A 24,402-nucleotide genomic window follows, 5' to 3' on the forward strand; every position below is an offset into this window, starting at 1 on the left:
CTAGGATCCGGGCGATGGCCACCGACCCGGCGAGTCCCGGCGCGGGACTCGTCTCCGTCGTCATCCCGACCTTCAACGAAGCGGACGGCATCGAGCGCTGCCTGACCGAGTGCGCGGAGGCCATGCGAGCGCTCGGCGTGCCGTTCGAGCTGCTGGTCGTGGACGACGGCTCCACCGACGACACGATCGCCGTCGCCCAGGCCGCGGGCGACGCCATCGAAGGGGTGCGGATCGAGGCGGCGAGCGTCAACGCCGGCAAGGGGTCGGCGCTGATCCGGGGGATGCAGCTCGCCCGCGGGGAGCTCGTCCTGTTCGTCGACGCCGACCTCGAGGTGCATCCGCGTCAGCTCGGCCTCCTGCGCGAGACGATGTTCCGCGAGGACGCGGACATCGTCATCGGGTCGAAGCTCCACCCCGACGCGGAGATCGACTACCCGCTGAAGCGGAGGATCCTCTCGCAGGGCTACTACGTGCTGGTCCGGGTCCTCTTCCGCCTGCCGGTCCGCGACACCCAGACCGGGCTCAAGCTCTACCGCCGCCGCGTGCTGGAGCGCGTCGGCCCGCGGCTGCTGGTGAAGCGGTTCGCGCACGACCTCGAGGTCCTCGTCAACGCCCACCGGCTCGGCTACCGCATCGCGGAGGCGCCGGTCGTCGTGACGCGGGAGCGGGCGTTCCCGCGGGTCGGGGTGGGTGACGCCCGCGTGGTGCTGCGCGACACGCTCGGCGTCTTCTACCGCACGTACATCACGCGCTACTACGACCGCGTCGGCCGCCACGTCGACCGGGCGCTCGGCGACGCGCCCGGGTGGCGCTCGGCCGGCCCTGACGGTCCACCCGACGCCAAGAGCTGACGGAACCGGCAGAAACCGCCCCCGGCCCCGGCCGGGTGGCGTATGGTCGGTGGCGGGGGCGTTTTCTGCAGGGGGAACGCTGCCGCGGCAGAGCACCGCGGGCACCAGACCTGCCGGACCGGGACCTGTGTCCCCTCTCGGTCCGGTCAGCGGCGGCTGATCCGCCCGCTCGATCCGCCCAGGTCGGCCGGGCACCAAGGCAGCCGCCACCCTGGTCCCGCCCGTCGCACGATGCGACGGGCGGGGTCGTGGGGTCCCGCGGGACCGTCCGCCCGCACAACTCTTAGACTGCGCGGATGCGTCGGCGCCAGCGCACAGCGGCCTTCCCGCTGCATCGCCACTCGCTCCCGCAGATGGCGATCGACGGGATCCTCGTCGCGGCCGCGTACTTCCTGGCCTACCGGCTGCGGTTCGACCAGGGCCTGCCCGAGCGGTACGACGACCTCCTGAAGGCGACCGTCGGGTGGACGGTGGCGATCAGCCTCGTCGTCTTCGCGGCCTTCCGGCTGTACCACCGGTGGTGGCGCTACACCCGCCAGGCCGACCTCGTGTCGATCGCGCAGGCCGTGACCGTCGCGACGCTCGCCGTCGCGGGGTTCGTCGCGCTGTTCAAGCCCGTGACGGCGTCCTCGCGGCAGGCCGGCGACGTGGCCGTGTCGCTCCCGACCGGCGTCATCGCGATGTTCTTCCTGCTGGCGCTCATGTTCGTGGGCGGCGCGCGGTTCATCGCGCACGCGGTCTACGAGCGTCAGCCCCTGGCCAGCTTCCGCGGGACCCGGGGCGAGCGCGGCGTGCTGATCGTGGGCGCGGGGGACGGCGGGCAGCTGGTCCTGCGCGAGATCCTGCGCAACCCCGAGCTCGGGCTGCTGCCGCTCGGCTTCGTCGACGACGACCCGCTCAAGCAGGGGCAGCGCATCCAGGGGGTGAAGGTCCTCGGGACGACGGGCGCGGACTTCGCGGAGGTCCTCGAAGAGGTTGGTCCGCAGGAGGTCATGATCGCCGTCCCGTCGGCCCCCGGCACCCTGCGGGCGCGGATCGTGCGCGAGTGCCGCCTGAAGGGCATCCAGGTGCGGACGCTGCCGACCGTCTTCGAGCTGCTGCAGACCGGCGGCAACGTCGTCCGGCAGGTGCGCGAGGTCCAGGTCGAGGACGTCCTGGGCCGCGAGCCCGTCGTGATGGACGTCGAGAAGTTCGGGCGCTACCTCAACGGCGAGCGGGTGATGGTGACCGGGGCCGGCGGGTCGATCGGCTCAGAGCTCTGCCGCCAGATCGCGCGCATCACTCCCCAGGCGCTGATCCTGCTCGACCACGCGGAGGACAACCTCTTCACGATCCAGCGGGAGCTGATCGAGGAGCGCCACGTCCACCAGGACGGCCTGGCCACGGTCCTGGCCGACTGCAAGGACGGCGAGCGCATGCGCGAGGTCTTCAAGCGCTACCGCCCGACCGTCGTGTTCCACGCCGCGGCCTACAAGCACGTGGGCCTGATGGAGCTGAACCCGGTCGAGGCGGTCAGCAACAACTCGATCGCGACCCGCTTGCTCGCGCGCCTGGCCGGTGAGCTCGGCGTCAACCGCTTCGTGCTGGTGTCGACCGACAAGGCGGTGAGCCCCGCGACCGTGATGGGCGCGTCCAAGGCCTTGGCGGAGTACGCGATCGAAGCGGCCGCCGACCGCTGGCCGCAGACCCAGTACAGCGCCGTCCGCTTCGGCAACGTCCTAGGCTCCAGCGGCTCGGTCGTGCCGATCTTCCGGCGGCAGATCGCCCGCGGCGGGCCGGTGACGGTCACCGACCCGCGGATGAAGCGGTACTTCATGACGATCCCGGAGGCCGTGCAGCTGATCCTGCGCTCGGGCAACCTGAAGGGGACGGGGACGGGCGGCCGGGCCTCCGGCAGCGAGATCTACGTGCTGGACATGGGCGAGCCCGTGGAGATCATGCAGCTCGCGCGCGACATGATCGAGCTGTCCGGGCTGCGGCCGGAGAAGGACATCGCCATCGAGGTGATCGGCCGCCGTCCCGGCGAGAAGCTCGACGAGGAGCTCTTCAATCCGTTCGAGCTCGTGCAGCCCACGCCGGTCGAGCGGATCTCCCGCGCCGAGCGCCTGCCGATGGACTCCCAGCAGGTCGAGGCGATGTTCAACGAGATCCAGCTGCTGGTGCTGGAAGGCGACGCGGCCGCCCTGGCCGTGAAGGTCGCCGAGCTGTCGGCCGTCAACCGCGCCGCCGCCGCGGAGTAGCCGGGCGCCGGCGGGGGATGCGGCGTGTCACCGGATCCCGGTGGTACATGCAAGTCCGCGCCCACGGAGCCTGCCTGCTGACGTGAGGGGCGGTTCCGCCGACGTCGTTCCCTAGACTTCCGTCGTTCATGCTGGACTTCGCCGTCTTGGCCCTTTCGGTCAACGACAAGATCACGGACGCCGGAGCGTACGCAGGGTTTGCGTCCGTCATCGGGCTCGCGGTCCTGTCGGTGCTCTACTTCGCCCAGGCCCGGGAGCTCAAGCGACTCCGGGAGTGGGCCGGGCGCGCGCCCGAGCGCGCCGCCGAGATGCAGGAGCGCATCCAGCAGCAGGGTGGCGAGCAGCAGCGGCGCGTCGTGGCGCAGCCCGCCCCGCGTACGCCGGCCGCCGCCGCGGCCACGCCCGCCGGCCAGGCGGGTCAGCCCGCTGCTCGCCCCGCCGCGGCCCCCGGTGCCCCCGGTGCGTCCCCGGCCGGCGTCCCCGCCGGTGCGTCCCCGGCCGCGCCCGCGACGGCGGCTGCAGCGGCCGCCGGAGCGGCGGGCGCCGCGGGTACCGCCGCCGGTGCAGCAGGCGCGACCGCGGGTGCCGGCGGAGCAGCGACCGCCGCTCCGGGCACGCCGTCCGCGAACGACGACCAGGCGACCCAGGCCATTCCGGCCGTCGGTGGTCCCGCGACCCCCGCGGCCCGGCCCGAGCCCGCCGTCCCGCTGCGGTCGGCGGCGCCCCCGACCGCCGTCCCTTCTCTCCGTCGCCTGGCCTCGCAGGAGCCCGAGCCCGAACCCGCGTCACCCGCCCGCACCACCCTGGCGGTGGTCGGCGGCGGTCTGGCGCTCGTGCTCGTCGTGGTCCTGCTCGCCACGCAGGTCTTCGGCGGCGACGACGACAGCGGCAGCTCGCAGGCCTCGCCGCGGACGACGACCACGTCGACCGACACGACCACGGCGCCGGACGACACGCCGTCCACCCCCACGACGCAGGCCAGCACCCCCGGCCTGCCGCCGCTGGTCCCCGCGAACTACCAGGTGACCGTCCTCAACGGGACGACCGTCAACAACGCGGCCCGCGACGCCGGCACCCTGCTCGAGTCCAAGGGCTACAAGCTCGGGAACGTCGGTCAGGCGGCGACGAACACCGTCACCACCACCACGGTCGCGTACGCGGACAAGAGCCGCCGCGCCGCCATCGACATCGCCACGAAGCTCGGCATGACCCCGGCCGACGTCGTCGTCCCCGCCACCGCGAACGACACGGCGGTGGGGGGCAGCGCCAAGGTCGTCGTCACCCTCGGCTCCGACACCGTCAAGTAGCCGCGGCCACCCGCGCCGTCGCCTCCCGAACCACCCCGCTCCGCCCACGTCCGTCCGCCCGCTCTCCATGCTCTTCCTGGCCCGTCACGGCGAAACCGCCTACAACGCCGAGGGCCGCTTCCAGGGGCAGGCTCCGGTCGGGCTGACCGCGCGCGGGGTCGACCAGGCGCACGCCCTCGCCCGCACGGCCGCCGAGCGGGAGTGGGGCGGCCTGTACTGCTCGCCGCTGCCCCGCGCACGGCAGACCGCCGCGATCGTCGGCGCCGCGATCGGCCTGGAGCCGGTCGAGGAGCCCCGGTTCATGGAAGCCGACGCCGGGAGCTGGACCGACCGCCTGTACACCGACGTCGAAGCGGCGGACCCGGACGGTTGGGCCGCGTACAACGCGACCGACCCGGCCTTCGCCTTCCCGGACGGGGAGTCGCTCGAGCAGCTCTCGACGCGGGTGCACGACGGGTTTCAGGCGGTGCGGGGCGTCGGCCGCGAGCCGGCGCTCATCGTCTGCCACCGCGGCGTGATCCGCGTCGCCCGCTGTCACGCCGACCCGCGGGGCCTGGCCGGCTTCATGTCGTGGGACGTCGCCAACGGCACGGTGGAGGCTCTTTGAGCACCGCCGGCCCCTCGCGCCTGGCGCAGGTCGTCTTCGCGCTGCTCGTCGCGGCGACGTTCGGCGCGTTCTTCGTGGCGCAGCGCCTCAAGCACGACCCCTCGCCGGTGCAGCAGTTCAAGCAGCAGGGCGTCTTCTCGCCGAACCAGGACGGCCGGCTCGACACGCAGCGCATCAACTTCAAGGTCGTGCGCGACGACGACATCACCATCGAGGTGCTGGACAGCCGCGGCGACCCGGTCAGGAAGCTGGTCGACGAACGCCGCCTGCGCGCCTACCGGCCGACCCGCTTCACCTGGGACGGCAAGACCGACGACGGCCGCATCGCCGCCGACGGCCGCTACCGGATGCGGATCACGCTCCGCGAGGAGGGCCGGTCGATCGTCTGGCCCGAGTCGTTCGTCCTGGACACCAAGCCGCCGGCCGTGCGCGTCCTGAGCATCGGGCCCAAGCCTCGGCCGCAGTCCGGGTTCGCCCGTCCCCTGCCCAAGCTGCTCCCGTCGACCGACGGCGGGGCCGCCCAGGTGCGCTTCAGCGGCCCGGCCCGCCGCAGCACCGCCACGGTCTTCCGCACCGATCCCGGCAGCGAGGAACGCGTCTTCGGGCCCGCCAAGATCGCGGACGACGTCCGCACCTGGCAGTGGGACGGGACCACCCGGCGCGACGGGCCGGCGCCGGCCGGGACATACGTCGTCGTCATCAGCTCCCGTGATGCGGCGGGCAACATCGGGCTGTCCGTGCCGCTCGACGCCCGCACGGGCCTGCCCGCGAGCAGCTACGGCACGCCGTTCGCCGGCCGCGGGGGCATCACGATCCGGCGCCTCGGCGTGCTGCCGCCGAACACGCCGACGGCCGCGGGTGCGGTCGGCGCGGTCGCGATCGACTCGCGGACCACCCCGTATCGCTGGTCGCTGCGCCGCGTCGGCGGCCCGCGCAAGCCGTCCAAGCGCGGCGGCCTCGACCGCCCGCTGCTCAAGCTGCACGCACCGCCCGGGGTCTCGCGGCTGTTCCTGCTGAGCGTCCGCGCGAACGGGGTGCAGCAGCGCGTCCCCTATCCGGTCCAGGCCGCGGAGATCGTCGCCGGTGACGACACGTCCGACCCGCGCGGGGTGCTCGTCGTCCTGCCCGCGATCACGTGGCAGGGACGCAACCCGGTCGACGACGACGGGGACGGCCTGCCGAACCTGCTCGACCGCGGCCTGCCGATCCGCCTGTCAAGCCGCGTCTTCAGCGGCACCGGGCTGCCGTCCGGCTTCCCGCAGAACGAGGGACCGCTCTTCTCCTACCTGGACCGCAAGCACCGGCGTTACGACCTGACCACCGACGTCACCCTCGCAGGGCCGAACCCGCCGGAGCTCGGCCGCTACCGGGGTATCCTGATCGCCGGCGACGCGCGCTGGCTGCCCACAGCGGTCGGGAAGGCGCTGCGGACGTTCGCGCAGGCCGGCGGGACGGTGGTCTCGATGGGGACGGACTCGCTTCGCCGCGAGGTGAAGCTGACCGCGCGCCAGCGCCTGATCGACCCGACGCCGGCGGCGGACACCGACCTGTTCGGCGCACGGCTCTCGCCGCGGATCCGGGTCGACCCCGGGGCGCCCGCGATCGAGAACGTCAAGGACACGATCGACCTGTTCGAGGACGGGACGGGCAGCTTCGCGGGCTTCGCCGGCTACGAGCGGACGCTGAACCTCACCGAGGACGACCCGCGGCTCCTGGCGTCCGCCGTCGACGCGAGCGGCAAGCCGGTCGTCGCCGCCGTCCGGTTCGGCAAGGGCCTGATCATCCGCACCGGCCTGGTCGACTTCGCGTCGCGCCTGAACGCCGACCGCAACGCGGCGGCACTGATGGAGGCCATGTGGCGCAAGCTGTCGCGGTGATCCTGGCGGCCGTCCTGGCCGCCGGCGCGCTCGTCGCCCCGACGGGTGAGGGCCGCGCGCTCGCGATGCTCGGCGCGCTCGTCGTGGCGCCGATCCTGCTCGTCGCGCACGTCTGGGACACGAGCGCCTTCGAGCCGCTGCGGGACCATCCGCCGCTGGCGCTCGTCGTCGTCGCCGGCGGCGCCGTGCTGGTCGGGGGGCTCGCGGTGCTGTTCGACCGACAGCCCGGGCTGTTCCCCCTGGCGACCGTCGCCGCCGTCCCGTTCCGGGTCCCGATCGCGGTCGGCGGCTCGACCTCGAACCTGCTCATCCCGCTGTACGTCGTCATCGGCGCGGGCGCGCTGGCCTACGCGGTCCCGCGGCTGCGGCCGGGCGGGTCCGGGTCCGGCTCCGGAGGCGGGCGGCGGCGCGGCGGTCACGCGCCCGGAGTCGACGCGCTCGCGGGGGTCCTGGCGCCGCGCGAGGGCCGCGTGCGCGAGCCGGAGCACCCCGTCGGCCGGCTCGAGCTGCTGCTCGCGGCGTCCGTGGTGCTCTACGCCGTGCAGGCCACGTACTCGTCGGACGCGGACCACGCGCTCGAGAACGTGATCTTCTTCTACGTCCCGTTCGCGATCCTGTTCGCGCTGCTGGGCCGGGTGCAGTGGACCGCCGAGCTCGTCGGGCGCTGCCTGGGCGTGCTTGCGGTGCTCGCCGTCGTCTTCGCCGGGATCGGCTTCGTCGAGTACGGGACCAAGCACGTCCTGCTGAACCCGCGGGTGATCGCCTCCAACCAGCTCGAGTCGTACTTCCGGGTGAACTCGCTGTTCTTCGACCCGAACATCTACGGCCGCTTCCTGATGGTCGTGATGCTGGGCCTCGCGGGCACGGTGCTGTGGGCGACCGTCCAGCGGACCGCGATCAGCGCGACGGCGGTCCTCGTCGTCCTGTGGGCGGGACTCGTCCTGACGTTCTCGCAGTCCTCGTTCGTGGCGCTGCTGGTCGGCCTCGCGGTGCTCGGCGGGCTGCGCTGGTCGGTCCGCGTCGCTGCGCTGGCCGCCGGGGCGCTGGTGGTGGTCGCGGTCGGGCTGGCCCTGCTGGCGCCGGACGCGATCCGCTTCGACCTCGGCGACTCGAAGTCCGCCGACACGGCCACCAGCGGCCGCTACGACCTGATCGAAGGCGGCCTGGACCTGTTCGCCGACTCGCCCGTCGTCGGGCAAGGCGCGGGCGCCTTCGCGAAGGACTTCCGCCGGACCCAGGGCGCGTCGGACGCCGGCGCCGCGTCAGCGTCGCACACGATCCCGGTGACGGTCGCCGCCGAGCAGGGCATCCCCGGGTTCCTGCTCTACGTGGCGCTGCTGATCGCCGCCTTCGGGCGCCTGTTCCGCGGGGCGCTGACGTCGGTCCCGCGCGCCGTGGTGGCCGCGGCCTTCCTCGCGCTGGTCGTGCACACGCTGATGTACGCTGCCTTCCTCGAGGACCCGCTCACCTGGACGCTGCTGGGTGTGGGGGTGGCGCTGGCCCGGATCGCGCCGGGCGGCCAGGACGTCGCGGAGCGCGTGGCGGCCCGGCGGGCCGCGGCGGCCGCGCGCACGTCGCCGTCCCCCTCCTGACGGCGGCGGCCGCCCTGCCGCCGTGCGGCCCGAACGTCGATCTCCCCGTCCTGTTCCGCAGGGAAACCGACGCTCGCCCGGCGGTCAGGTGCCGCGCGTGTCGACGCCCACGGCGTCCAGGCGCGCCCACAGCGGCGCGTTCTGCGTCGCCGCGGTCTGGGCCAGCGCCCAGGCGCGCAGTTCGAGGTCCGGCGCCGTCCGTGTCCCGGCGGCGGCCCGCAGGGCATCGACGAACGCCGGGGCGCCCTCCGCGAACGTCACCGCGGTGGCCCACGTCTGCGCGCCGGCCAGCGGCTGGGACACCGTCCGCCGGCCCAGCAGGGCGTACTTGAGGATCCGGAAGGGCAGCCCGGCGTCGTTGAACGGCTCGACCTTGAAGGGGACGACGCCGACGTCCGCGCAGAGGATCAGCCGGGCCGCCGCCTCGTCGTCCTGCGCGCCGAGCCAGACGAGGTTCGGCGCCGCGCGGCAGGCGGCGTAGTCGGGGTCGTCCTTGCACTCGTCGTCGTGCCACGCACCGACGAGCAGCAGGACGAGCTCGGGCATGCGTCGGCTGACCTCGTGGAGCAGCGCCCAGTCGTTGCGCCAGCCCAGGTGGCCGAGCGACACGGCCACCACGGGCGGCCGCACCTCACCCTCCGGCCCGCGGCCGCCGACGGGATCGGGCGCCGGGAAGCCGTCCGCGCTGAGCGGGACCAGCGTCGCCTCGCGACCGGCCTCCGTCTCCAGGTCCGCGAGGGCGCCCGAGGCGACGAAGGTGATCTGCGACCGCGTCGCGGCCTGCTCGTGCAGCAGCTCGAGCCGCGAGCGCATTCGCGGGCCGGCGTCGTAGGCCCGCTCGTAGCGGTCCCAGCGGCCGTACCAGAGCTCGCAATCGCCGCCGACAAGACCGATGATCGCCCGCGCCAGGATGTACTGGACAGGGTGGAAGATGACGACGACGCGGGGGACGCCGCCACGGGTGACGTCCCGGCGGGCGTCGCGCGCCAGCGTCTTGACCAGCCGCCGCGCCTGGCCCCCGGCGAGCAGGTCGGCGACGACCCCGGGCAGGCGGGCGAGCGCACCGTAGGGGACGCGCGGCGGCTCGATCGCGACCACGCCGGGCGCGCGCAGCAGATCCTCGGCCTGGTCGCGCAGCAGGAAGCCGTCCAGCGCGCGGGGGAGCAGCAGCAGGCAGAGCGGGCGCAGGGCGGGGTCGTGGGCGGTCGGGTCGAGCGGCGGCACAGCAGCGCGCAGGCTACCGGCGTGCGACCCTTACCCGGTGGTCCCGCCCACCCCACCGCACCGCCACGGCAGCACCGTGACGACGCTCGCGCAGGCCCGCACGCTCTTCTGGGCGGGTCGCTCGCCGCGGATCCTGGCGGCCGGAGTCGCGGCGCTGCTGGTGGCCCGGTGCGCCTTGGGCGGCGCGCCGACATGGCGGGACGCGGCCGCGGCGGCGACCATGCTCGCGGTCTTCCCGTTCGGCGAGTGGGCGATCCACGTCTACCTGCTGCACCTGCCCCCGGTCCCCTGGCGCGGGCGCAGGGTGGAGCTCGTCACCGCGGCGTCGCACCGCGAGCACCACGAGCGCCCGCATCACCTGGGCCTGATCCTGCTCGGCCCGTCCGAGGCCGTCGCGTTGCTGGCCGGCGCGGTCCCGCTCGTCGTGGGGACGGGAGTCGGGCTGCTCGCGGCCGCCGGGGTCGGCGTCCGGCTCGGTCCCGTCCTGACCGCAGTGCTGATGACCTACGTGCTGATCCTGCTGTACGAGTGGACCCACCTGCTGATCCACACCGCCTACCGCCCGCGGGGCCGCGCCTACCGGGCGATCCACCGCGGCCACCGCCTGCATCACTTCAAGAACGAGCACTACTGGCACGGCATCACATCGACCGTCGCGGACCGCGCGCTCGGCACCTCGCCCGACCATCGCAAGGTCGAGCGGTCGCCCACCGCCCGCACGCTGCGCGAGTCCTGAGAAGCCGTTGACCGCCTACCTCAAGCGCCTGCTGGCCAGCAGCATGGCCTACCAGGCGCCGAGCCTCATCGCTGCGTTCCTGGCCGTCATCACGCTGCCGCTCTACACGCGGTCGCTGACCCCGGCCGACTACGGCTACGCCGAGACGCTGCTGACGTTCATCATCTTCACGTCGATCCTGCTGCGGCTGGGGCTCGGCGACGCGTTCCTGCGGTTCTGGTTCGACGACGAGGACCACGCCCGCCGGGTCGACCTGGCCCGTTCCGTGATCGCGCTGACGGCCACGATCTCGGGGGTCGCCGCGTTGGTCGGGGTCGCCCTCGCGGACCCCCTGTCCAGCCTGCTGCTGGGCCGCGAGGACGGCGGCCTGATGCGGCTCGGCCTGCTGGGGCTGTGGGCCTTCACGAACCTCGAGATGGCGACGGCGCTCCTGCGCGTGCAGGAGCGGCGCAAGGCATACGTCCTCGCGTCGGTCGGCAACGTCCTGCTGACGATCACGCTCACCGTGACGCTGGTCGTGATCCTCGACGGCGGCGCCCGCGGGTACGTCCTGGGCAACTACGGGGCGTCGACGCTGGTGCTCGCGGCCCTGTGGTGGGAGCAGCGCGAGTTCGTGGCGGTCCGCATCCGGCGGGGGACGACCGCCACGCTGCGCCCGCTCCTGGCGTACGGCGGGCCGACCATCCCGGCGGAGGCGACGGTCTTCCTGCTGAACGTCGTCGATCGCGCCTACATCCTGCGGACGCAGTCGGCCACGGCGGCCGGCGTCTACGCGGTCGCGATCAAGCTCGCGACGGCGGTCATCGTGGCGGTGCGGGGGTTCCAGGCCGCGTGGCCCCCGCTGGCCTACTCGGTCACCGACGATGCCGAAGCCAAGCGCCTCTACGCGCTCGTCACCTCCGCGTACGTCGCGGTCACCGGGCTGGTGGTGGCCGCCCTGACCCTGATGGGCCGCTGGATCGTCCGGCTGCTGGCGGCGCCGGAGTACTTCGAGGCGCACGAGGTCATCCCGTGGGTCGCGCTCGGCTGGGCGCTCTACGGCCTGAACCTCGTCTTCATCACGATCGCCGGCCGGGCGAAGGTCACCACGCGCAACTTCCCGGCGGCCGTCGCGGGTGTTGCGGTCAACGTGCTCGTGCTGGTGGCGCTCGTGCCGTCGATGGGCATTCGCGGGGCGGGCATCGCGCTCTGCTCGGCGTACGTCGTGATGGTGCTCGTCATCCACCGACTCACCCGGACGCTGTTCGAGGTCCCCTTCGAGTGGGGCCGGCTCACGCTCCTGGTGCTCGTCATCGGCGGCATGGCGGTCGGCGGCGAGCTGCTGCTGCCGGACGCGGGGGCCGCGGGCTTCCTGGCGCGGTCGGCCCTGCTGGCGGCGATCCCGGTGGTCCTGCTGGCGGCGGGCGTGATGCGGCCGGAGGAGAAGGCGGGCCTGCGGGCGCTGGTCGCGTCCCGTCGCGGTCGGGGTCGTGGCCGCGGCGGCGGGGACACCCCCTCCACCGTCTGACGACCAATTCTGGTCGCTGGCACGACCACAATCGGACGTCAGACGCCCGAAGCGGGGAGTGCCCGCACGGGCCTCAGAGGCGGGCGCCGCCCTTGTTCAGCTCGAACGCCGCCTCGCGCAGGCCCTCGCCCTCGTTCGGGCGCAGCGTCGCGGACACGTGCCGGCGGTAGCGCTTGGGATCGTGGCCGGGGAGCACGACGGCGACGACCGAGCGGACGAAGTAGGTGTAGGCCGTGAGCCAGCGGACCGTCCACGCCGCCAGCCGCGAGTGGTGCTTGCGCATGTAGCGGTCCCGGTTGCGCGAGAGCTCGACGATGCGGCGCTCGGGGACGACGTCCGTGCTGAGTTGCTCGTGGTGGATCGCCTGCGCCCCCGGCACGTACAGCGTGTGCCAGCCGGCGTCGTCGAGGCGCTTGCAGAAGTCGACCTCGTCGGAGTAGACGAAGAACAGCGGGTCCAGCCAGCCGATCTGGGCGGCGGCGTCGGTCCGCACGAGCATGGCCGCGCTCTGCGCCCAGTCCACGCGGCGCGTCCGGTCGCCGCCCGACTGCACGGTGGTGATCCGGTGCAGGCCGAGCGCCGCGGCCAGCGCGGTCGCCGGCGTCGGGAAGCGCCAGGCGCAAGGCTGCGCTCGGCCCTTCGGGTCCAGCAGCTGGGCCCCGGCGGCCCCGGCCTCGGGGTCGGCCTCGAGGGCCGCGATCAGTGCCTCCGTGGCCCCGGGCTGCAGCTCGGAGTCCTCGTTCAGCAGCAGCCCGAAGCGCCCGCGGGCACGCTGCAGCAGCAGCGTGTCGTTCTCCGCCTTCCCGCGGCGCCGGTCGTTGACGATGACGCCGTCGACCGTGGGATGGGCACGGGCGGCACCGACCGAGCCGTCGCCGGACGCGTTGTCCAGGACCAGGACCTCCGTCGCGACCCCGGCCGCGTGGAGCCGCTCGCGCTCGGCGGCGATCGCGTCCAGCCCGCGCACGAGCAGCTCTCGCTGCGCCGTGTTCACGATGAGGAAGGACAGGTCGACCGCCACGCCCCTCCCATTCAACAACACCGCGGTCGCGTATCGTCGCGCGGGCCGTGCGCGTCCATCTCGTCGATCCCCCGGCCTACACGCCGCCTTACGACCGCGCGCTGTGCGCCGCCCTGGCCGCGGCGGGGGCGGACGTCACGCTCGTCACCTCCCACTTCCGCCACGGCGACGTGCCGCCGGCGCACGGCTACGCCGTCGACGAGCGCTTCTACCGCCGCGCCGTCCCCCGGCCGGTGCAGCACGTCCCGGACATGCTCGGCTACGCACGAGCCCGCGCCCGGCCACCGCGGCCGGACGTCGTCCACTGGCAGTGGGCCTCGATCCAGGAGCTCGACTGGGCGCTCACCGGCCGCCGCTCACGCTGCGGGCCGATGCGCGTCATCACCGCCCACGACGTCCTGCCGCGGGTGGCCCGCCGCCTGCAGACGGCGGGCCAGCGGCGGCTCTACGCGGGCATGGACGCGGTGGTCGCCCACACCGCGCACGGCCGGGAGCGCCTGATCGCCGAGGCCGGCGTCGATCCCGGCCGGGTGCACGTGATCCCGCACGGCGCGTTCACCCACCTCGCGGACGTCGAGCCGCAGGCCCCGCCGGAGCTGGAAAGGGCCGGCGCGAGTGCCGACGCGCCGCCTGCGGCGCTGCTCTTCGGCCTGCTGAAGCCCTACAAGGGGCTCGACCTCCTCTACGAGGCGTGGCGCAACCTCCCGGCCGGCGCGGGGCAGCTGTGGATCGTCGGGGCGCCCCGGATGGAGCTGCCGCCGGCGCCGCCCGGGGTGACCGTCGTGCCGCGGTTCGTCACCGACGCCGAGGCGGCCTGGTGCCTGCGCGCCGCGGCGCTGACCGTCCTGCCGTACCGCGCGATCGAGATGTCGGGGGTGCTGTTCAGCGCGCTCGGGCTGGGGCGGCCGCTGCTGCTCTCGGACGTCGGCGGCTTCCCGGAGGTCGCCGCCGCAGCCCACGTCCCCGCAGGCGACGCCGACGCCCTCGGCGCGGAGCTGCAGCGGCTGCTCGGCGATCCCGCGGCCCGCGATGCCCTCGCCGGCGCATCCGCGCAGGCGGCCCGCACCACCTACGCCTGGGACGCGATCGCCGCGCGGCACCTGGAGCTCTACGCACGGAAATCGTGACGGCGCGGTGGGCGCGCCGTAGTACCCCCAGCGCGGCCCGGACGGCCGCCCACCCGCTCCCCACCGAGGAGGACCCATGAGGATCCCCACGGTCGCCGCCCTGGCGACCACCCTGGCCCTGGCCGCCGCCACCGCCGCTCCCGCCGTCGCTGCCGCCGACGACACGGCCGCCACCCTGTCGATCAACGGGACGGGGGTCACGATGATCACCCCCGACGTCGCGACCATCTCGGTCGAGGTCCGCTCCGGGTCCGCGAACCGGGTCACCGCCCGCAGCCGCGCGAACATCCGTACCAAGAGCGTGCTGAACGCCCTCGCCCGGCAGGGCGTGCTGCGCACCGCGATCACCACCACCGGCGTCGAGCTCAGCCGCACCCAGGTGAATCGCAAGAAGGTCTTCTACGCGTCGTCGAACACGATCGTGGTGCGATTCACCGACATTGCCAAGGTCGGCCCGTCGATCGACGCCGTGACCAAGGCGGGCGCCGACACCGTCGACGGGCCGCAGCTCTCGTTCTCCGATCCCTCGGCCGGCCTGGCCGAGACGACGCGCGCCGCGATCGCCGACGCCCGCCGGCGTGCGGACGACGCCGCGGCCGCCGCCGGCCAGCGGGTGACCGGCGTGCAGTCGATCGTCGTCGATCCCTACAGCGTCCCGGAGGTCGCGGGCGGGACGTCCTACGACGCTTCGGCGCCGGCGCCGAAGCGCGGCGAGCCGACGCAGGTCGTCGCCGGACGCCAGGAGGCGACCGCCACGGTCCGGATGGTCTTCACCATCGCCCCGGCGTAGGGCACGCGTCGGGCCGGGGGCGGACCGGGGTGGCGGGCCGGTAGCCTCCCCGGCCCGTGTCCGCCCGCCTCGCCAGGAGCAGCTTCTGGGCCGCCACCGGCGGGCTCGTCTTCGGGCAGCTGGGGTACCCCGCGGCGCTGCGGCTGCTGCCCCGGCGCCCGCTCGCCGCGGCGCCGCGCGACGCCGCGCTCCCGTCGGTCAGCCTCGTCATCGCGGCGTACAAGGAGCAGGAGGTCATCGCCGCGAAGGTCGCCAACGCCCTCGCGCTCGACTATCCCCGCGAGCTTCTGGAGGTCGTCGTTGCCTGCGACGGCTCGCCCGACGCGACCGCCGAGCGCGCCCGCGCGGCCGGGGCGGACGTGGTCCTCGAGCTGCCGCGCGGCGGCAAGATCCGGGCCCAGGACGCCGCCGTCGCCCGCTCGAGCGCCGACGTCGTCGCGTTCGGCGACGCCAACGCGCAGTGGGCGCCGGACGCCCTGCGCGAGCTGGTGCGCCCGTTCGCCGACCCCGAGGTCGCCTACGTCTGCGGGCAGGTGTCGTTCGTGAACCCGGACGGCGCAGCCGGGACGAACCAGGAGGGGCTCTACTGGCGCTACGAGATGTGGCTGCGCGCGGCCGAGTCCGCGCGCTGGTCGGTCACTGCCGGCAACGGCGCCATCTACGCGACGCGCCGCACCGACTACCTCGTCGTGGACGCCGTGATGGGCCACGACCTGAGCCTGCCGTTCAACCTGGTCCGCCGCGGCCGCCGGGCCGTGTACGCGCCCGACGCGCACGCAAGCGAGAAGATGGTCCCGTCGATCGAGGGCGAGTGGCAGCGCAAGCGGCGGATGATGAGCCACGCCTGGGCGATCATCCTGCGCGGCGGCCTGCTGGATCCGCGCGGCTTCCCGCCCCCGTACCTGCTGATGCTGGTCGGCCATCGCTGGCTGCGCTACGCGGCCCCGTTCCTGCACCTGGTCGTGCTCGCGACCGGTGCACGGCTCGCGGTCCGGCCCGGCAACTCCGCGGGCGCCGGCAACCGCGGCGGCGCCTCCGTCCCGCGGCTGGCGTTCGCCGCCCACGTCGCCCTGCTCGCCGCGGCCCAGGCAGGCGGGGGCGCAGGCCGCGCCGGCCTGATCGCCCGCTACTACACGCTGACGAACGCCTCGATCGCCGCCGGCCTGCACGACCACCTCCGGCACGGCACCGCCGCCGGCTGGGACGCCCCGGAGGGCACACGATGAACGACCCCGCAGGCCGGCCGACCCCGACCCCGGGCGGGCAGCCCGAGCGGTTCGGGGTCCGCCGCATCGTCGATGTCCTCGTCAGCGGGGTCGCGCTCGCGCTCGCGTCACCCGTCCTGCTGGTCGCCGTGGTCGCGATCCGCCTGGAGAGCCCCGGCCACCCGATCTACCGCCAGCGGCGCAGCGGCCTGGGCGGCAGCGAGTTCGACGTCATCAAGCTGCGGACGATGGTCTCGGGCGCGGAGTTCATCGGCGCCGGGCTGGCGGTCGACGCGGGGGACGCGCGGATCACGAAGGTCGGCGCGTTCCTGCGGCGGACCTCGATCGACGAGCTGCCGAACCTCGTCAACGTCCTGCGCGGGGAGATGTCGCTCATCGGCCCGCGCCCGACGCTGCCGCAGCAGGTCGAGCAGTACACCGATCGCCAGCGCGGCCGGCTGGCCGTCAAACCCGGCCTGACGGGCTGGGCCCAGGTCAACGGCCGCGCCTCACTGCCGTGGAGCGAGCGCATCGAGCTCGACCTCTGGTACATCGCGCACCGCTCGCTGCGCCTCGACGCCCGGATCATCGTCCGGACGGTCAAGGTCCTGCTCGGCGGCGGGGGCGACACCTACCGCGGCGAGGCGGGCGGCTGGCGGCCGTAGAGCCCAGCCCGCGGACCAGAGCGGGAGTTGGCCCCCTGGGCCAACTCCCGACCGTCGATCGCCCCCTGGGCGGTCTACGGCACGAGTTCCGGGCCCTTGTCCGTGTAGTCCTTGCGGAACGCGCGGATCGCGTCGAAGACCTGGTCGTTCATCGCGGGGCAGGCCAGGAGCTGGCCCCAGGCCGCGGCGGCGACCTTCGGCTTCATGCCGGTGTTGTTCTGGAAGACGAGCACGTGGTAGGCGTCGGAGCCGTTGAGCTCCTCGCTGCCGAGGGTCTCCAGCTGGTTCACGGTCTTCACCGGCGTGCCCGGCGGGTACTGGATCTCGATGCGCCCGTGCTCGAGCGAGTGGACGTAGTTCTCCTTGGCGGGCTCGTTCCCGGCGGCGTAGATGCCGTCGGTGGCCGGGATCTCGTTGTGGTCGCCCGACGTCGGCGGGTTGGTCTTGTACGTGACCTCGCCGGTGACGTGGTTGCTGCCTTCGATCTCCGGGCTGGAGAGGACGCAGCCTGCGGCCTTCGCGGCCGGGGCCAGCTCGGTGATCTTCACCGGCGGGATGGCGACCTTCGCGTCGATGCCGCCCTCCTCCACCGTGCCGGTGCTCTCACCGCCGCCGCCGCTGGACGCGATCAGCGCGCCGGCGCCGCCGAGGATCGCGATGACGAGGACGACCCCGAACACCAGCTGGATCCGCTTGCTCGTGGCGGCCGCCTTCGCGGCTTGCGCCTCCTGGGCCTCGCGCTCGGCCTTGCGGGCGGCTTTCTCTTCCTGGCGGCTGCTCATCGTGCGCGTAAGGGTAGGCGAACGGGCGCCTCCGGCGCGTCGGACGGCCACACCTCCTGGAGGAACGACTTCACCTCGCGGGTGAGGCGCTGGGGGGAGAGGCGCATCTCGAGGATCGAGGCGGCTTCGACCAGGCGGGCGTTCGGGAGCTCGTCGGCCAGCATTCCGGCGTCCGTCATCGGGTGGACCGGGTCACGCCGGTGGCCGATGATCAGCGTCGGCTGCTGCAGCTCGCGACGGATCCGGGACGGGGGCGCGACGCGGGCGAAGAACAGGCCCTGCAGGACGGCGGCGCTCGGCCGCGGGTCCTGCCGGACGAGGTCCAGCGCGACGTCGGCGGGGCCGGCGGGCAGCGGGAGCAGGCGCGCGACCCGGCTGACGAACCGCAGCGCCGGCTCCCCGAACGTGAGCGCCAGCATCAGCGGCGTGAACGCCACGGCGCAGCCGATCAGGGCGTGGTCGAGGACCGGCATCTCGATCAGCAGGCCCTTCACGCGGTCGGGCGCGAGCGCGGCGGCCTCGAGCGCGGTGTTGGCCCCGAGCGAGAGGCCGCCGACCACGGCCTCGTCGACCTCGAGATGGTCGAGCAGGCCGATCACCTGCTCCCCGAACGCGGTCATCGAGTACTTCCACATCTCGCGGGGGCGGTCGGAGTCACCGTGCCCGAGCAGGTCCATGGTCACGACGCGGTAGCCGCGGCGCGAGAGGTGCTCGGCGAGCGGCGTCATCAGCTTCTGGTTGAAGAGCAGCCCGTGGATCAGGACGACCACCCGGTCGCCGGCGCCGTGCTCGTCGTAGGCGAGCCGGTGCCCGGCGTGCATGAACGTGCCCATCCTCCGAGTCTACGGTCCGCAGCTGAACCGGATTCAGCACGGGAACGTGTAACTGGCTAAGGTTGACGCCAGCGTCACTTTTCGTCCCGGCATCGAGCAGGAGAGAGTTCCCATGGCCAAGCAGCCCCGCATCCTCAGTGGTCAGGTCGTCGCCATCACCGGCGGCGCCCGCGGCATCGGCAAGGAGACGGCCCGCGCGCTCGTCGCCCAGGGGATGAAGGTCGCGATCGGCGACCTCGACCTCGCCGCGACCGAGAAGACCGCCGCCGAGCTCGGGGGTGGGCGGGATCAGGTCAAGGGCTACGCGCTCAACGTGACCGACCGCGACTCCTTCACCGCCTTCATCGACGGCGCCGAGCGGGACCTCGGTCCGCTCGACGTGCTGATCAACAACGCCGGGATCATGCAGCTCGGGCCGTTCCTCGAGGAGGACGACCTGACCGCGCACCGTCAGGTCGACATCAACGTGCACGGCGTCCTCTACGGCATGAAGATCGTCCTGCCGCGCTTCGCCGCCCGCGGCCGCGGCCACCTCGTGAACATCGCGTCGTCGGCCGGCAAGGGCGGCTTCCCCGGCGGCGCCACCTACTGCGGGACCAAGCACTTCGTGGTCGGCGTCTCCGAGGCGGTACGCGGCGAGCTGCGCGGGACCGACGTCGAGGTCAGCTGCGTCATGCCGGGTGTCGTCAACACCGAGCTCGCGACCGGCCTGAAGGAGGCCCGCGGGGTCAAGAACGTCCAGCCGCAGGACGTCGCCGAGGCGATCGTCGAGGCGCTGCAGGTCCCGCGGTTCGACGTCTTCGTCCCCAAGTCGATCGGTCCGATCACGAGCGTCATGGGCCTCGTCCCCCGCCGTGGCCGCGAGGCGATCGTGCGCGTCATGAAGGCCGACCAGGTCCTCGCGTCCGCCGACCCGAATGCCCGCAAGGCCTACGAGCTGCGCGCGGCGGCCTCCGAGCCCGGCCTCGAGCCCGGCGAGCAGGTCAAGCAGCTGACCGAGTAGCCCAGGCCGCGCGGTTATAGTGAAAGTCGATCGGACATTTGTTCTTTCCGACAGTCACGAGACCGGAGACCACCCCCATGAGCCTGACCATCGGCGACACCGCCCCCGACTTCGAGGCCGACACCACTGACGGCCGCATCCAGTTCCACGACTGGATCGGCGACAGCTGGGCCGTCCTCTTCTCCCACCCGCGCGCGTTCACGCCGGTGTGCACCACGGAGCTCGGCTACATGGCGAGCATCAAGCCCGAGTTCGACCGGCGCGGCGTGAAGATCATCGCGATCTCGACCGACCCGGCCGAGGGCAGCGCGGAGTGGTCGAAGGACATCGAGGCCTCGCAGGGGGCGGCGGTCAACTACCCGATCATCGGGGACACCGACCACGCGGTCGCCAAGGCCTACGGCATGCTGCCGGCCGACGTGGAGGGCGACCCGACCGCTCGCACGCCCGCCCAGAACGCGACGCTGCGCAACGTCTTCGTCATCGGGCCGGACAAGAAGATCAAGCTGCTCCTGATCTACCCGATGACCACGGGCCGCAACTTCGACGAGGTCCTGCGCGTCATCGACTCGCTGCAGCTGACGGCGGGCCACGCGGTCGCGACGCCGGCCCAGTGGCAGCCGGGCAGCCCGGTCATCATCGCCGGCTCGGTGACGAACGACGCGGCGAAGGAGAAGTACCCGGACGGGTGGGAGGAGCCGCTCCCCTACATCCGGGTCGTCCCGGACCCCACGACCGCGGCGTAGCCACTCGCCGTCCGGCCCCCAGCGCCGAGACCCGTTGTTCATCACCCAGTCCGATGCTCACCGGGTCTCGGCCGTCGTCCGGGTCGACAGCGCACCCTCGCGGGAGAGGATGCGCCGCAGGATCGCGATCGACGAGGCGTAGGTCGAGTCCATCCCGCGGTAGTTCAGGCCCCGCGCGCCGAGCGTGCGGGCCTGCGTGTACGGCGTGTCGGACGCGTAGTGGATGATCCCGAAGTCGATCGGGAGCTTGGAGAAGTTCACGTGCTGGCCGATCGGGTAACGGGCTGAGTCGGCCACCTCGTAGACCGCGGCGCAGTACGGCCCGGCCTCCATCTCGACGACCGTGTACGCCTCGCGGTAGTAGAAGTCGAGGTAGGTCCGGTTCTGCAGGAACGTCGACTTGACGGTCACGGCGCGCTGGTTGTCCAAGCCGCTGCCGAACCGCAGGTACGGCGCGATGTCCTCGACGCCGAACGCGTTGTCGAGCCAGTACGTCGTGTTCGAGTGCTCGTCGTGCACGACGCTGGAGATCAGGACGTCGCCCACGTCCGCGTTGAGCGTCGCCGCCTTGCCGAGGACGTAGACCGAGGACAGCGTGTCCGCGTCCTCGCAGATCTCGCGCAGGATGTTGTACGCCGCCAGGCCGAGCGGGTAGTCGACGTTCACGATGACCCCGCGGCTGGCCGCCAGCGCGGCGGTGTCCACCCCGCCGATCCGCGGGTCCAGCCGCGCGGGGTCCAGGTCCCGCACCGCCGTCACCTGCGCGGCCACCGACAGCGCCGTCGTCGACCCCAGGTGGACGACCCCCGCGCCGCGCTCGGCGTCGCGCCGGCGGGCGGCCTGCCGCGGGTGGGCCACGTGGTAGTCGCGGGCGGCGTAGTAGAGGAAGTTCTCCCACGACCCGCGGGTGGCGCCGGTGTCGAACGCGCGGACCTCCTCGCGCAGGTCGCGCGGGCCCTCGCGGCGGACCCAGTCGACCAGCTCGTCCTCCATCGCGCGCGCCTCGCCGCTGACGAGGTTCGCCAGCGAGTGGGTGTTGGAGGAGACGAAGTAGACGGGACCGTCCTGCAGCCCGGTGGCGTCGATCGCCGTCCGGATCGGGCGGAACCAGTGCCGGGTCATCCGCGCGTAGCCGACCGCGCTGCCGCCGAGCATCCGGATGCGCAGCCGCATCTCCCGCGTGGCCACGTCCCCGAGCCGCGCCGCGAATGCCGTCCCCCAGACCTCCTGCAGCCGGGCCCAGTCGTCCTGGGAGCCGCCGAGCGCGCGGGTGCAGTCGTCCGCCCCCGGGGTCTTCTGCGGCCGGGGCCACCCGACGCCGCGCAGCTTGCGTCGCAGCTTGTTCCACTCGATCTGGAAGGCGACGAGGGTGGGGACCAGGTCGTCGAGGTCGCTCGTGCTGGACAGCAGGACGGCGTACGTGAGCGGTCCGGCGGGGTCGTCGTCGGCGGCGGGGGGCGGCGCGGCGAACCAGCGGCGGCGGCGGGCGACGGCCTCGACCGGCTCCCAGTCGTCGAGCGGCCCGATCCCCGCCTTCGTGAACTGCGACGCCTCCTGCCCCATGACGATCCGCGTGGCGCGGAAGACCTCCGCGGGCAGTCGCGCCGTGGCGTACATGAACGCGCCGAGGTCCAGGACGTCCTCCTCGGCCGCGTGCGGGTGCAGCGATGAGGCCATCGCGCGGTGCGCGGCCTCGAGGACCCGCAGGTCGGTCTCCCCCGTCGAGCGCAGGAGCGTGCTGTAGGTCCGCTGGTAGAGCGCAACCTCCTCGGCGGCGAGCTCGACCGACGGCGGCGTCGCGCCGGAGCCCCCGAGCGCCGGCGTCATCGGCCGCGGCCGCGCCGTGCGCAGGCGCCAGAATCGCTGCGCGCGGGGACGCGGGCCGCGTAAGGTGTCGCCCGTCGAGCATCCATTCGTCCACCGGCGGGCCCCTGCGTGATCGCTGCGGTCTGCGGCGGCGTCATGCTGGACAACCTACCCCTCGCACGACCTCCCGGATCGTCCTGAACGTGAACCGCTCCCTCCGCCTGATCGTCCTGCTGACCGCGTGCTCCGCCGGGCTGGCGCTGCCGGCGGGCGCGTCCGCTCGGATCGTCGCCCCGAAGATCACCGAGCCCGCGAACGCGTTCGCGCCGGTGTTCTACGACCTGGACGGGACGACCGGACGCGGCATCACCGTCGCGGGGACGGTCGCCCCCGGGGCGTCCGACGGGGAGAAGCTCGACATCGTCTGTCTGCGGCGCGGCGAGGGGCGCCGGCCTGCGCCTGCCCCCGGCGCCGTCGGGGCGGACACCGTCGCGGCCGGCGTCGCGGTCCGCGTACCGCAGCCCGGCAGCGCGGGCACGTTCTCGGTGACGGCCTCGGCGGACAGCACGGCGTTCGTCTCGCCGTGCCGGCTGCTGGCGCTCACTGCCGGGAACAGCACCGTCGAGTCCGACGCGTCCGGCCCGTCGATCTACCCGTCGGTGCTGCGCGACTTCGTCGAGACCGCCCCCGGGAACCCGAACGCCGGCCAGCGCTACGACGTCGATGCGAGCACCGTGACCGCCGGCCTCACGAGCACCGCTCACATCGAGTCGTTCGGGGGCTGTGGCCTGTGGAACGCGCGCCCGCTCGATCCGGCCGTGGCGCCGGACAAGGCAGCGCTGAACGTCTTCGAGTGCGCCGGCTACGCCGACGACGTGGCGGACGGGACGTCGCCGACCCGGAGCGAGCTGCAGATCGACGGCCGCAACGCCTTCACCGGCGCCATGGCGGCACTCGGCAGCGGTGGTCTGCCGGGCGTGGCGGGCCGTCCCGCCCTCACGCGGTCGGGCACGCGCGATCCGGCGACCGGGCTCCTGCGGCTGGCTGAGAGCACCGACGTCGTCCGCTGTCAGACGACTCCGGCGGGTTATCCGTTCACGGATCCGGCCGAGTGCGGCGGCCTCGTCGGCACGGGCGTACGGCTGGTGCGCCAGGTGACGATGTCCGAGGACGGCCGCTCGACGACGATGCGCGACCGCTGGGAGTCGACCGACGGCGCCGACCACATCCTCGACCTGCTGCTCGAGGTCGACTTCGCGACGCAGGACTACGGGATCCGGGTGCCGTGGACCGGCGGCGGCGTGACCGCCTACCCGGGATCGGCCAGCCTGCCGGGGCCGCCGAGCGTCCCGGCCAGCATCTTCGTCAGCAGCGACCGCCGCGTCCCGGACGGTGACCTCGCCCACGCGACCGGCGCCGTCAGCTTCTCGACGGCGCCTTCGGCCGTCGAGTTCATCTCCGGCCTCGGGGATCCCTCGCGCTTCATGGAGCTGCGGTACATCCGCAGCGTGACGGCGGCCGCCCCGCTCGAGCTCGTCCACACCTTCTCGATGGCACCGACCGCCGCGGAGTCGGCGGCCCTCGCCGGGAAGGCCGAGGATGCGTTCACCGGGCCGAGGGTGGCCATCACCTCCCCGGCGGCAGGAAGCACGACGGCGCTGGACACCGTCACCGCGACCGGCACCGCCTCCGACGACCGCAGCCTGGCGTCGCTGATCGTGAACGGGCTGCCGGTGAGCACGGCCGACGACGGCTCCTGGAGCGCACCGGTGGCGCTGAGCCCAGGCGCCAACACGATCGTCGCTCGCGCCATCGACAGCGCCGGGAACGCGACGGAGGCGTCGGTCGCGGTCACGCGGGTCGGGGCGAAGCGCTGCGTCGTCCCGAAGGTCAAAGGACTGAAGTCGGTGGGCGTCGCGATCACGCCGCTGCGCAAGGCCGGCTGCCGGCTGGGCAAGGTCCTGACGATCTACTCCAAGCCGAAGATCGTGGTGAAGGGCAAGCGGCGGCTGAAGGTCACAGTCAAGCGGTTCGCGGTCCTGGGGTCCAAGCAGAAGCAGGGTCGCCGGCTCGCGCCCGGAGCGGCCGTCGACCTGATCGTCCAGGGCCGGAAGCCGAAGGCGGGTGCGAGGAAGCCGGCGGTGAAGAAGCCGAAGCCCGGGGTCAAGAAGCCGACCCCGGCGGCCGCGAAGCCGAAGCTGCCGACGTACGTGCCGGACCTGCCGGCCGCCTCGCGGCGGCGCTGACCCAGGCGGCCGGAGGATTCCGCGGGGCCTACCCCCCGAATCCTCCGAGCGGCGGATCCGGCCCCGGTGCGCGGAGGATTCAGCGGGGCCTACCCCCCGAATCCTCCGAGCGTGCCGTCGGCGTGGCCGCGGCGTGTCGGCGGAGGGACGCTGCCAGCGTCACGGACGCGACAGACGCCGGACGGGACCGCGCGGAGGATTCGACGTGTCGGATCCACCCAACCCCAGGAGCCTCGC

Annotated in this window: 20 protein-coding genes; 15 read left to right on the plus strand and 5 right to left on the minus strand. The window is 73.5% G+C overall.

Features of this window, described 5'->3' with window-relative positions; translation table 11 throughout:
- Positions 1–14 precede the first annotated feature (14 nt).
- The 6 genes from DSM112329_RS00555 to DSM112329_RS00580 all read left to right on the plus strand — a co-directional run bounded on the left by DSM112329_RS00555 (position 15) and on the right by DSM112329_RS00580 (position 8,474).
- Positions 15–851, plus strand: coding sequence for a glycosyltransferase family 2 protein (locus DSM112329_RS00555; protein ID WP_354699854.1), 837 nt, complete (start codon positions 15–17; stop codon positions 849–851).
- A 296-nt stretch (positions 852–1,147) separates the two neighbouring features.
- Entirely contained in the window at positions 1,148–3,091 is a 1,944-nt protein-coding gene (locus DSM112329_RS00560; protein WP_354699855.1) for a nucleoside-diphosphate sugar epimerase/dehydratase, read from the plus strand.
- A 128-nt stretch (positions 3,092–3,219) separates the two neighbouring features.
- Positions 3,220–4,398, plus strand: a complete 1,179-nt coding sequence (locus DSM112329_RS00565; RefSeq protein WP_354699856.1) for a LytR C-terminal domain-containing protein — start codon at positions 3,220–3,222, stop codon at positions 4,396–4,398.
- Between the two features lie 67 nt (positions 4,399–4,465).
- Positions 4,466–5,005 (plus strand): histidine phosphatase family protein, encoded by a 540-nt coding sequence (locus tag DSM112329_RS00570; RefSeq protein ID WP_354699857.1) that lies wholly within the window; start codon positions 4,466–4,468, stop codon positions 5,003–5,005.
- The gene (locus DSM112329_RS00575; protein ID WP_354699858.1) at positions 5,002–6,882 is read left to right on the plus strand and encodes a hypothetical protein; all 1,881 of its coding nucleotides are present in this window, start codon (positions 5,002–5,004) and stop codon (positions 6,880–6,882) included. The genes DSM112329_RS00570 and DSM112329_RS00575 overlap by 4 nt, the downstream gene beginning before the upstream one ends.
- Complete coding sequence (locus DSM112329_RS00580; protein WP_354699859.1) at positions 6,861–8,474, plus strand: O-antigen ligase family protein; 1,614 nt, start codon at positions 6,861–6,863, stop codon at positions 8,472–8,474. Before DSM112329_RS00575 ends, DSM112329_RS00580 begins: the two co-directional genes overlap by 22 nt.
- Before the next feature lie 84 nt (positions 8,475–8,558).
- Here DSM112329_RS00580 and DSM112329_RS00585 read toward each other — a convergent pair whose 3' ends face one another.
- The gene (locus DSM112329_RS00585) at positions 8,559–9,698 is read right to left on the minus strand and encodes a hypothetical protein (RefSeq protein WP_354699860.1); all 1,140 of its coding nucleotides are present in this window, start codon (positions 9,696–9,698) and stop codon (positions 8,559–8,561) included.
- A 37-nt stretch (positions 9,699–9,735) separates the two neighbouring features.
- On the opposite strand from DSM112329_RS00585, the gene DSM112329_RS00590 reads away from it, so the two are divergent.
- Both DSM112329_RS00590 and DSM112329_RS00595 read left to right on the plus strand, forming a co-directional pair.
- Positions 9,736–10,434 carry a sterol desaturase family protein gene (locus DSM112329_RS00590; RefSeq protein WP_354699861.1) on the plus strand — a complete coding sequence of 233 codons (699 nt, stop codon included), beginning with the start codon at positions 9,736–9,738 and terminating at the stop codon, positions 10,432–10,434.
- Positions 10,435–10,441: 7 nt separating this feature from the next.
- Positions 10,442–11,941 carry a lipopolysaccharide biosynthesis protein gene (locus DSM112329_RS00595; RefSeq protein ID WP_354699862.1) on the plus strand — a complete coding sequence of 500 codons (1,500 nt, stop codon included), beginning with the start codon at positions 10,442–10,444 and terminating at the stop codon, positions 11,939–11,941.
- 73 nt (positions 11,942–12,014) lie between these two features.
- Here DSM112329_RS00595 and DSM112329_RS00600 read toward each other — a convergent pair whose 3' ends face one another.
- A complete protein-coding gene (locus DSM112329_RS00600; RefSeq protein ID WP_354699863.1) occupies positions 12,015–12,962 on the minus strand; it encodes a glycosyltransferase in 948 nt (315 codons plus the stop codon).
- A 47-nt stretch (positions 12,963–13,009) separates the two neighbouring features.
- On the opposite strand from DSM112329_RS00600, the gene DSM112329_RS00605 reads away from it, so the two are divergent.
- The 4 genes from DSM112329_RS00605 to DSM112329_RS00620 all read left to right on the plus strand — a co-directional run bounded on the left by DSM112329_RS00605 (position 13,010) and on the right by DSM112329_RS00620 (position 16,749).
- Positions 13,010–14,089 carry a glycosyltransferase family 4 protein gene (locus tag DSM112329_RS00605; RefSeq protein ID WP_354699864.1) on the plus strand — a complete coding sequence of 360 codons (1,080 nt, stop codon included), beginning with the start codon at positions 13,010–13,012 and terminating at the stop codon, positions 14,087–14,089.
- 76 nt (positions 14,090–14,165) lie between these two features.
- Entirely contained in the window at positions 14,166–14,879 is a 714-nt protein-coding gene (locus tag DSM112329_RS00610) for an SIMPL domain-containing protein (RefSeq protein WP_354699865.1), read from the plus strand.
- 56 nt (positions 14,880–14,935) lie between these two features.
- Entirely contained in the window at positions 14,936–16,105 is a 1,170-nt protein-coding gene (locus DSM112329_RS00615) for a glycosyltransferase family 2 protein (RefSeq protein WP_354699866.1), read from the plus strand.
- Positions 16,102–16,749: a sugar transferase gene (locus tag DSM112329_RS00620; RefSeq protein ID WP_354699867.1), complete on the plus strand. Its 648-nt coding sequence runs from the start codon at positions 16,102–16,104 to the stop codon at positions 16,747–16,749. The genes DSM112329_RS00615 and DSM112329_RS00620 overlap by 4 nt, the downstream gene beginning before the upstream one ends.
- A gap of 74 nt (positions 16,750–16,823) precedes the next feature.
- Here the strand turns inward: DSM112329_RS00620 and DSM112329_RS00625 are convergent, their stop codons facing one another.
- The gene (locus DSM112329_RS00625) at positions 16,824–17,531 is read right to left on the minus strand and encodes a DUF3105 domain-containing protein (RefSeq protein ID WP_354699868.1); all 708 of its coding nucleotides are present in this window, start codon (positions 17,529–17,531) and stop codon (positions 16,824–16,826) included.
- Entirely contained in the window at positions 17,528–18,364 is an 837-nt protein-coding gene (locus DSM112329_RS00630) for an alpha/beta fold hydrolase (RefSeq protein ID WP_354699869.1), read from the minus strand. Before DSM112329_RS00630 ends, DSM112329_RS00625 begins: the two co-directional genes overlap by 4 nt.
- Positions 18,365–18,476: 112 nt before the next feature.
- Here DSM112329_RS00630 and DSM112329_RS00635 point away from each other — a divergent pair, with 112 nt between their 5' ends.
- Together DSM112329_RS00635 and DSM112329_RS00640 are read left to right on the plus strand one after the other, a co-directional pair.
- Entirely contained in the window at positions 18,477–19,367 is an 891-nt protein-coding gene (locus DSM112329_RS00635) for an SDR family oxidoreductase (protein WP_354699870.1), read from the plus strand.
- A gap of 77 nt (positions 19,368–19,444) precedes the next feature.
- Positions 19,445–20,113: a peroxiredoxin gene (locus DSM112329_RS00640; RefSeq protein ID WP_354699871.1), complete on the plus strand. Its 669-nt coding sequence runs from the start codon at positions 19,445–19,447 to the stop codon at positions 20,111–20,113.
- 57 nt (positions 20,114–20,170) lie between these two features.
- Here the strand turns inward: DSM112329_RS00640 and DSM112329_RS00645 are convergent, their stop codons facing one another.
- Complete coding sequence (locus tag DSM112329_RS00645; RefSeq protein WP_354699872.1) at positions 20,171–21,940, minus strand: hypothetical protein; 1,770 nt, start codon at positions 21,938–21,940, stop codon at positions 20,171–20,173.
- 182 nt (positions 21,941–22,122) lie between these two features.
- Between DSM112329_RS00645 and DSM112329_RS00650 the strand changes: the two genes are divergently transcribed.
- Positions 22,123–24,165, plus strand: coding sequence for a hypothetical protein (locus tag DSM112329_RS00650; protein ID WP_354699873.1), 2,043 nt, complete (start codon positions 22,123–22,125; stop codon positions 24,163–24,165).
- Positions 24,166–24,402 lie beyond the last annotated feature (237 nt).

It is taken from the genome of Paraconexibacter sp. AEG42_29 (assembly GCF_040581415.1).
Taxonomy (GTDB): domain Bacteria; phylum Actinomycetota; class Thermoleophilia; order Solirubrobacterales; family Solirubrobacteraceae; genus Paraconexibacter.

Excerpts from the sequence above, each read along its gene's own strand:
- DSM112329_RS00610 (WP_354699865.1), top strand. The coding sequence starts at position 14,166 with ATGAGGATCCCCACGGTCGCCGCCCTGGCGACCACCCTGGCCCTGGCC.
- DSM112329_RS00560 (WP_354699855.1), top strand. The coding sequence starts at position 1,148 with ATGCGTCGGCGCCAGCGCACAGCGGCCTTCCCGCTGCATCGCCACTCG.
- DSM112329_RS00625 (WP_354699868.1), bottom strand. The coding sequence starts at position 17,531 with ATGAGCAGCCGCCAGGAAGAGAAAGCCGCCCGCAAGGCCGAGCGCGAG.
- DSM112329_RS00620 (WP_354699867.1), top strand. The coding sequence starts at position 16,102 with ATGAACGACCCCGCAGGCCGGCCGACCCCGACCCCGGGCGGGCAGCCC.
- DSM112329_RS00570 (WP_354699857.1), top strand. The coding sequence starts at position 4,466 with ATGCTCTTCCTGGCCCGTCACGGCGAAACCGCCTACAACGCCGAGGGC.
- DSM112329_RS00645 (WP_354699872.1), bottom strand. The coding sequence starts at position 21,940 with ATGACGCCGGCGCTCGGGGGCTCCGGCGCGACGCCGCCGTCGGTCGAG.
- DSM112329_RS00630 (WP_354699869.1), bottom strand. The coding sequence starts at position 18,364 with ATGGGCACGTTCATGCACGCCGGGCACCGGCTCGCCTACGACGAGCAC.
- DSM112329_RS00635 (WP_354699870.1), top strand. The coding sequence starts at position 18,477 with ATGGCCAAGCAGCCCCGCATCCTCAGTGGTCAGGTCGTCGCCATCACC.
- DSM112329_RS00565 (WP_354699856.1), top strand. The coding sequence starts at position 3,220 with ATGCTGGACTTCGCCGTCTTGGCCCTTTCGGTCAACGACAAGATCACG.
- DSM112329_RS00640 (WP_354699871.1), top strand. The coding sequence starts at position 19,445 with ATGAGCCTGACCATCGGCGACACCGCCCCCGACTTCGAGGCCGACACC.
- DSM112329_RS00555 (WP_354699854.1), top strand. The coding sequence starts at position 15 with ATGGCCACCGACCCGGCGAGTCCCGGCGCGGGACTCGTCTCCGTCGTC.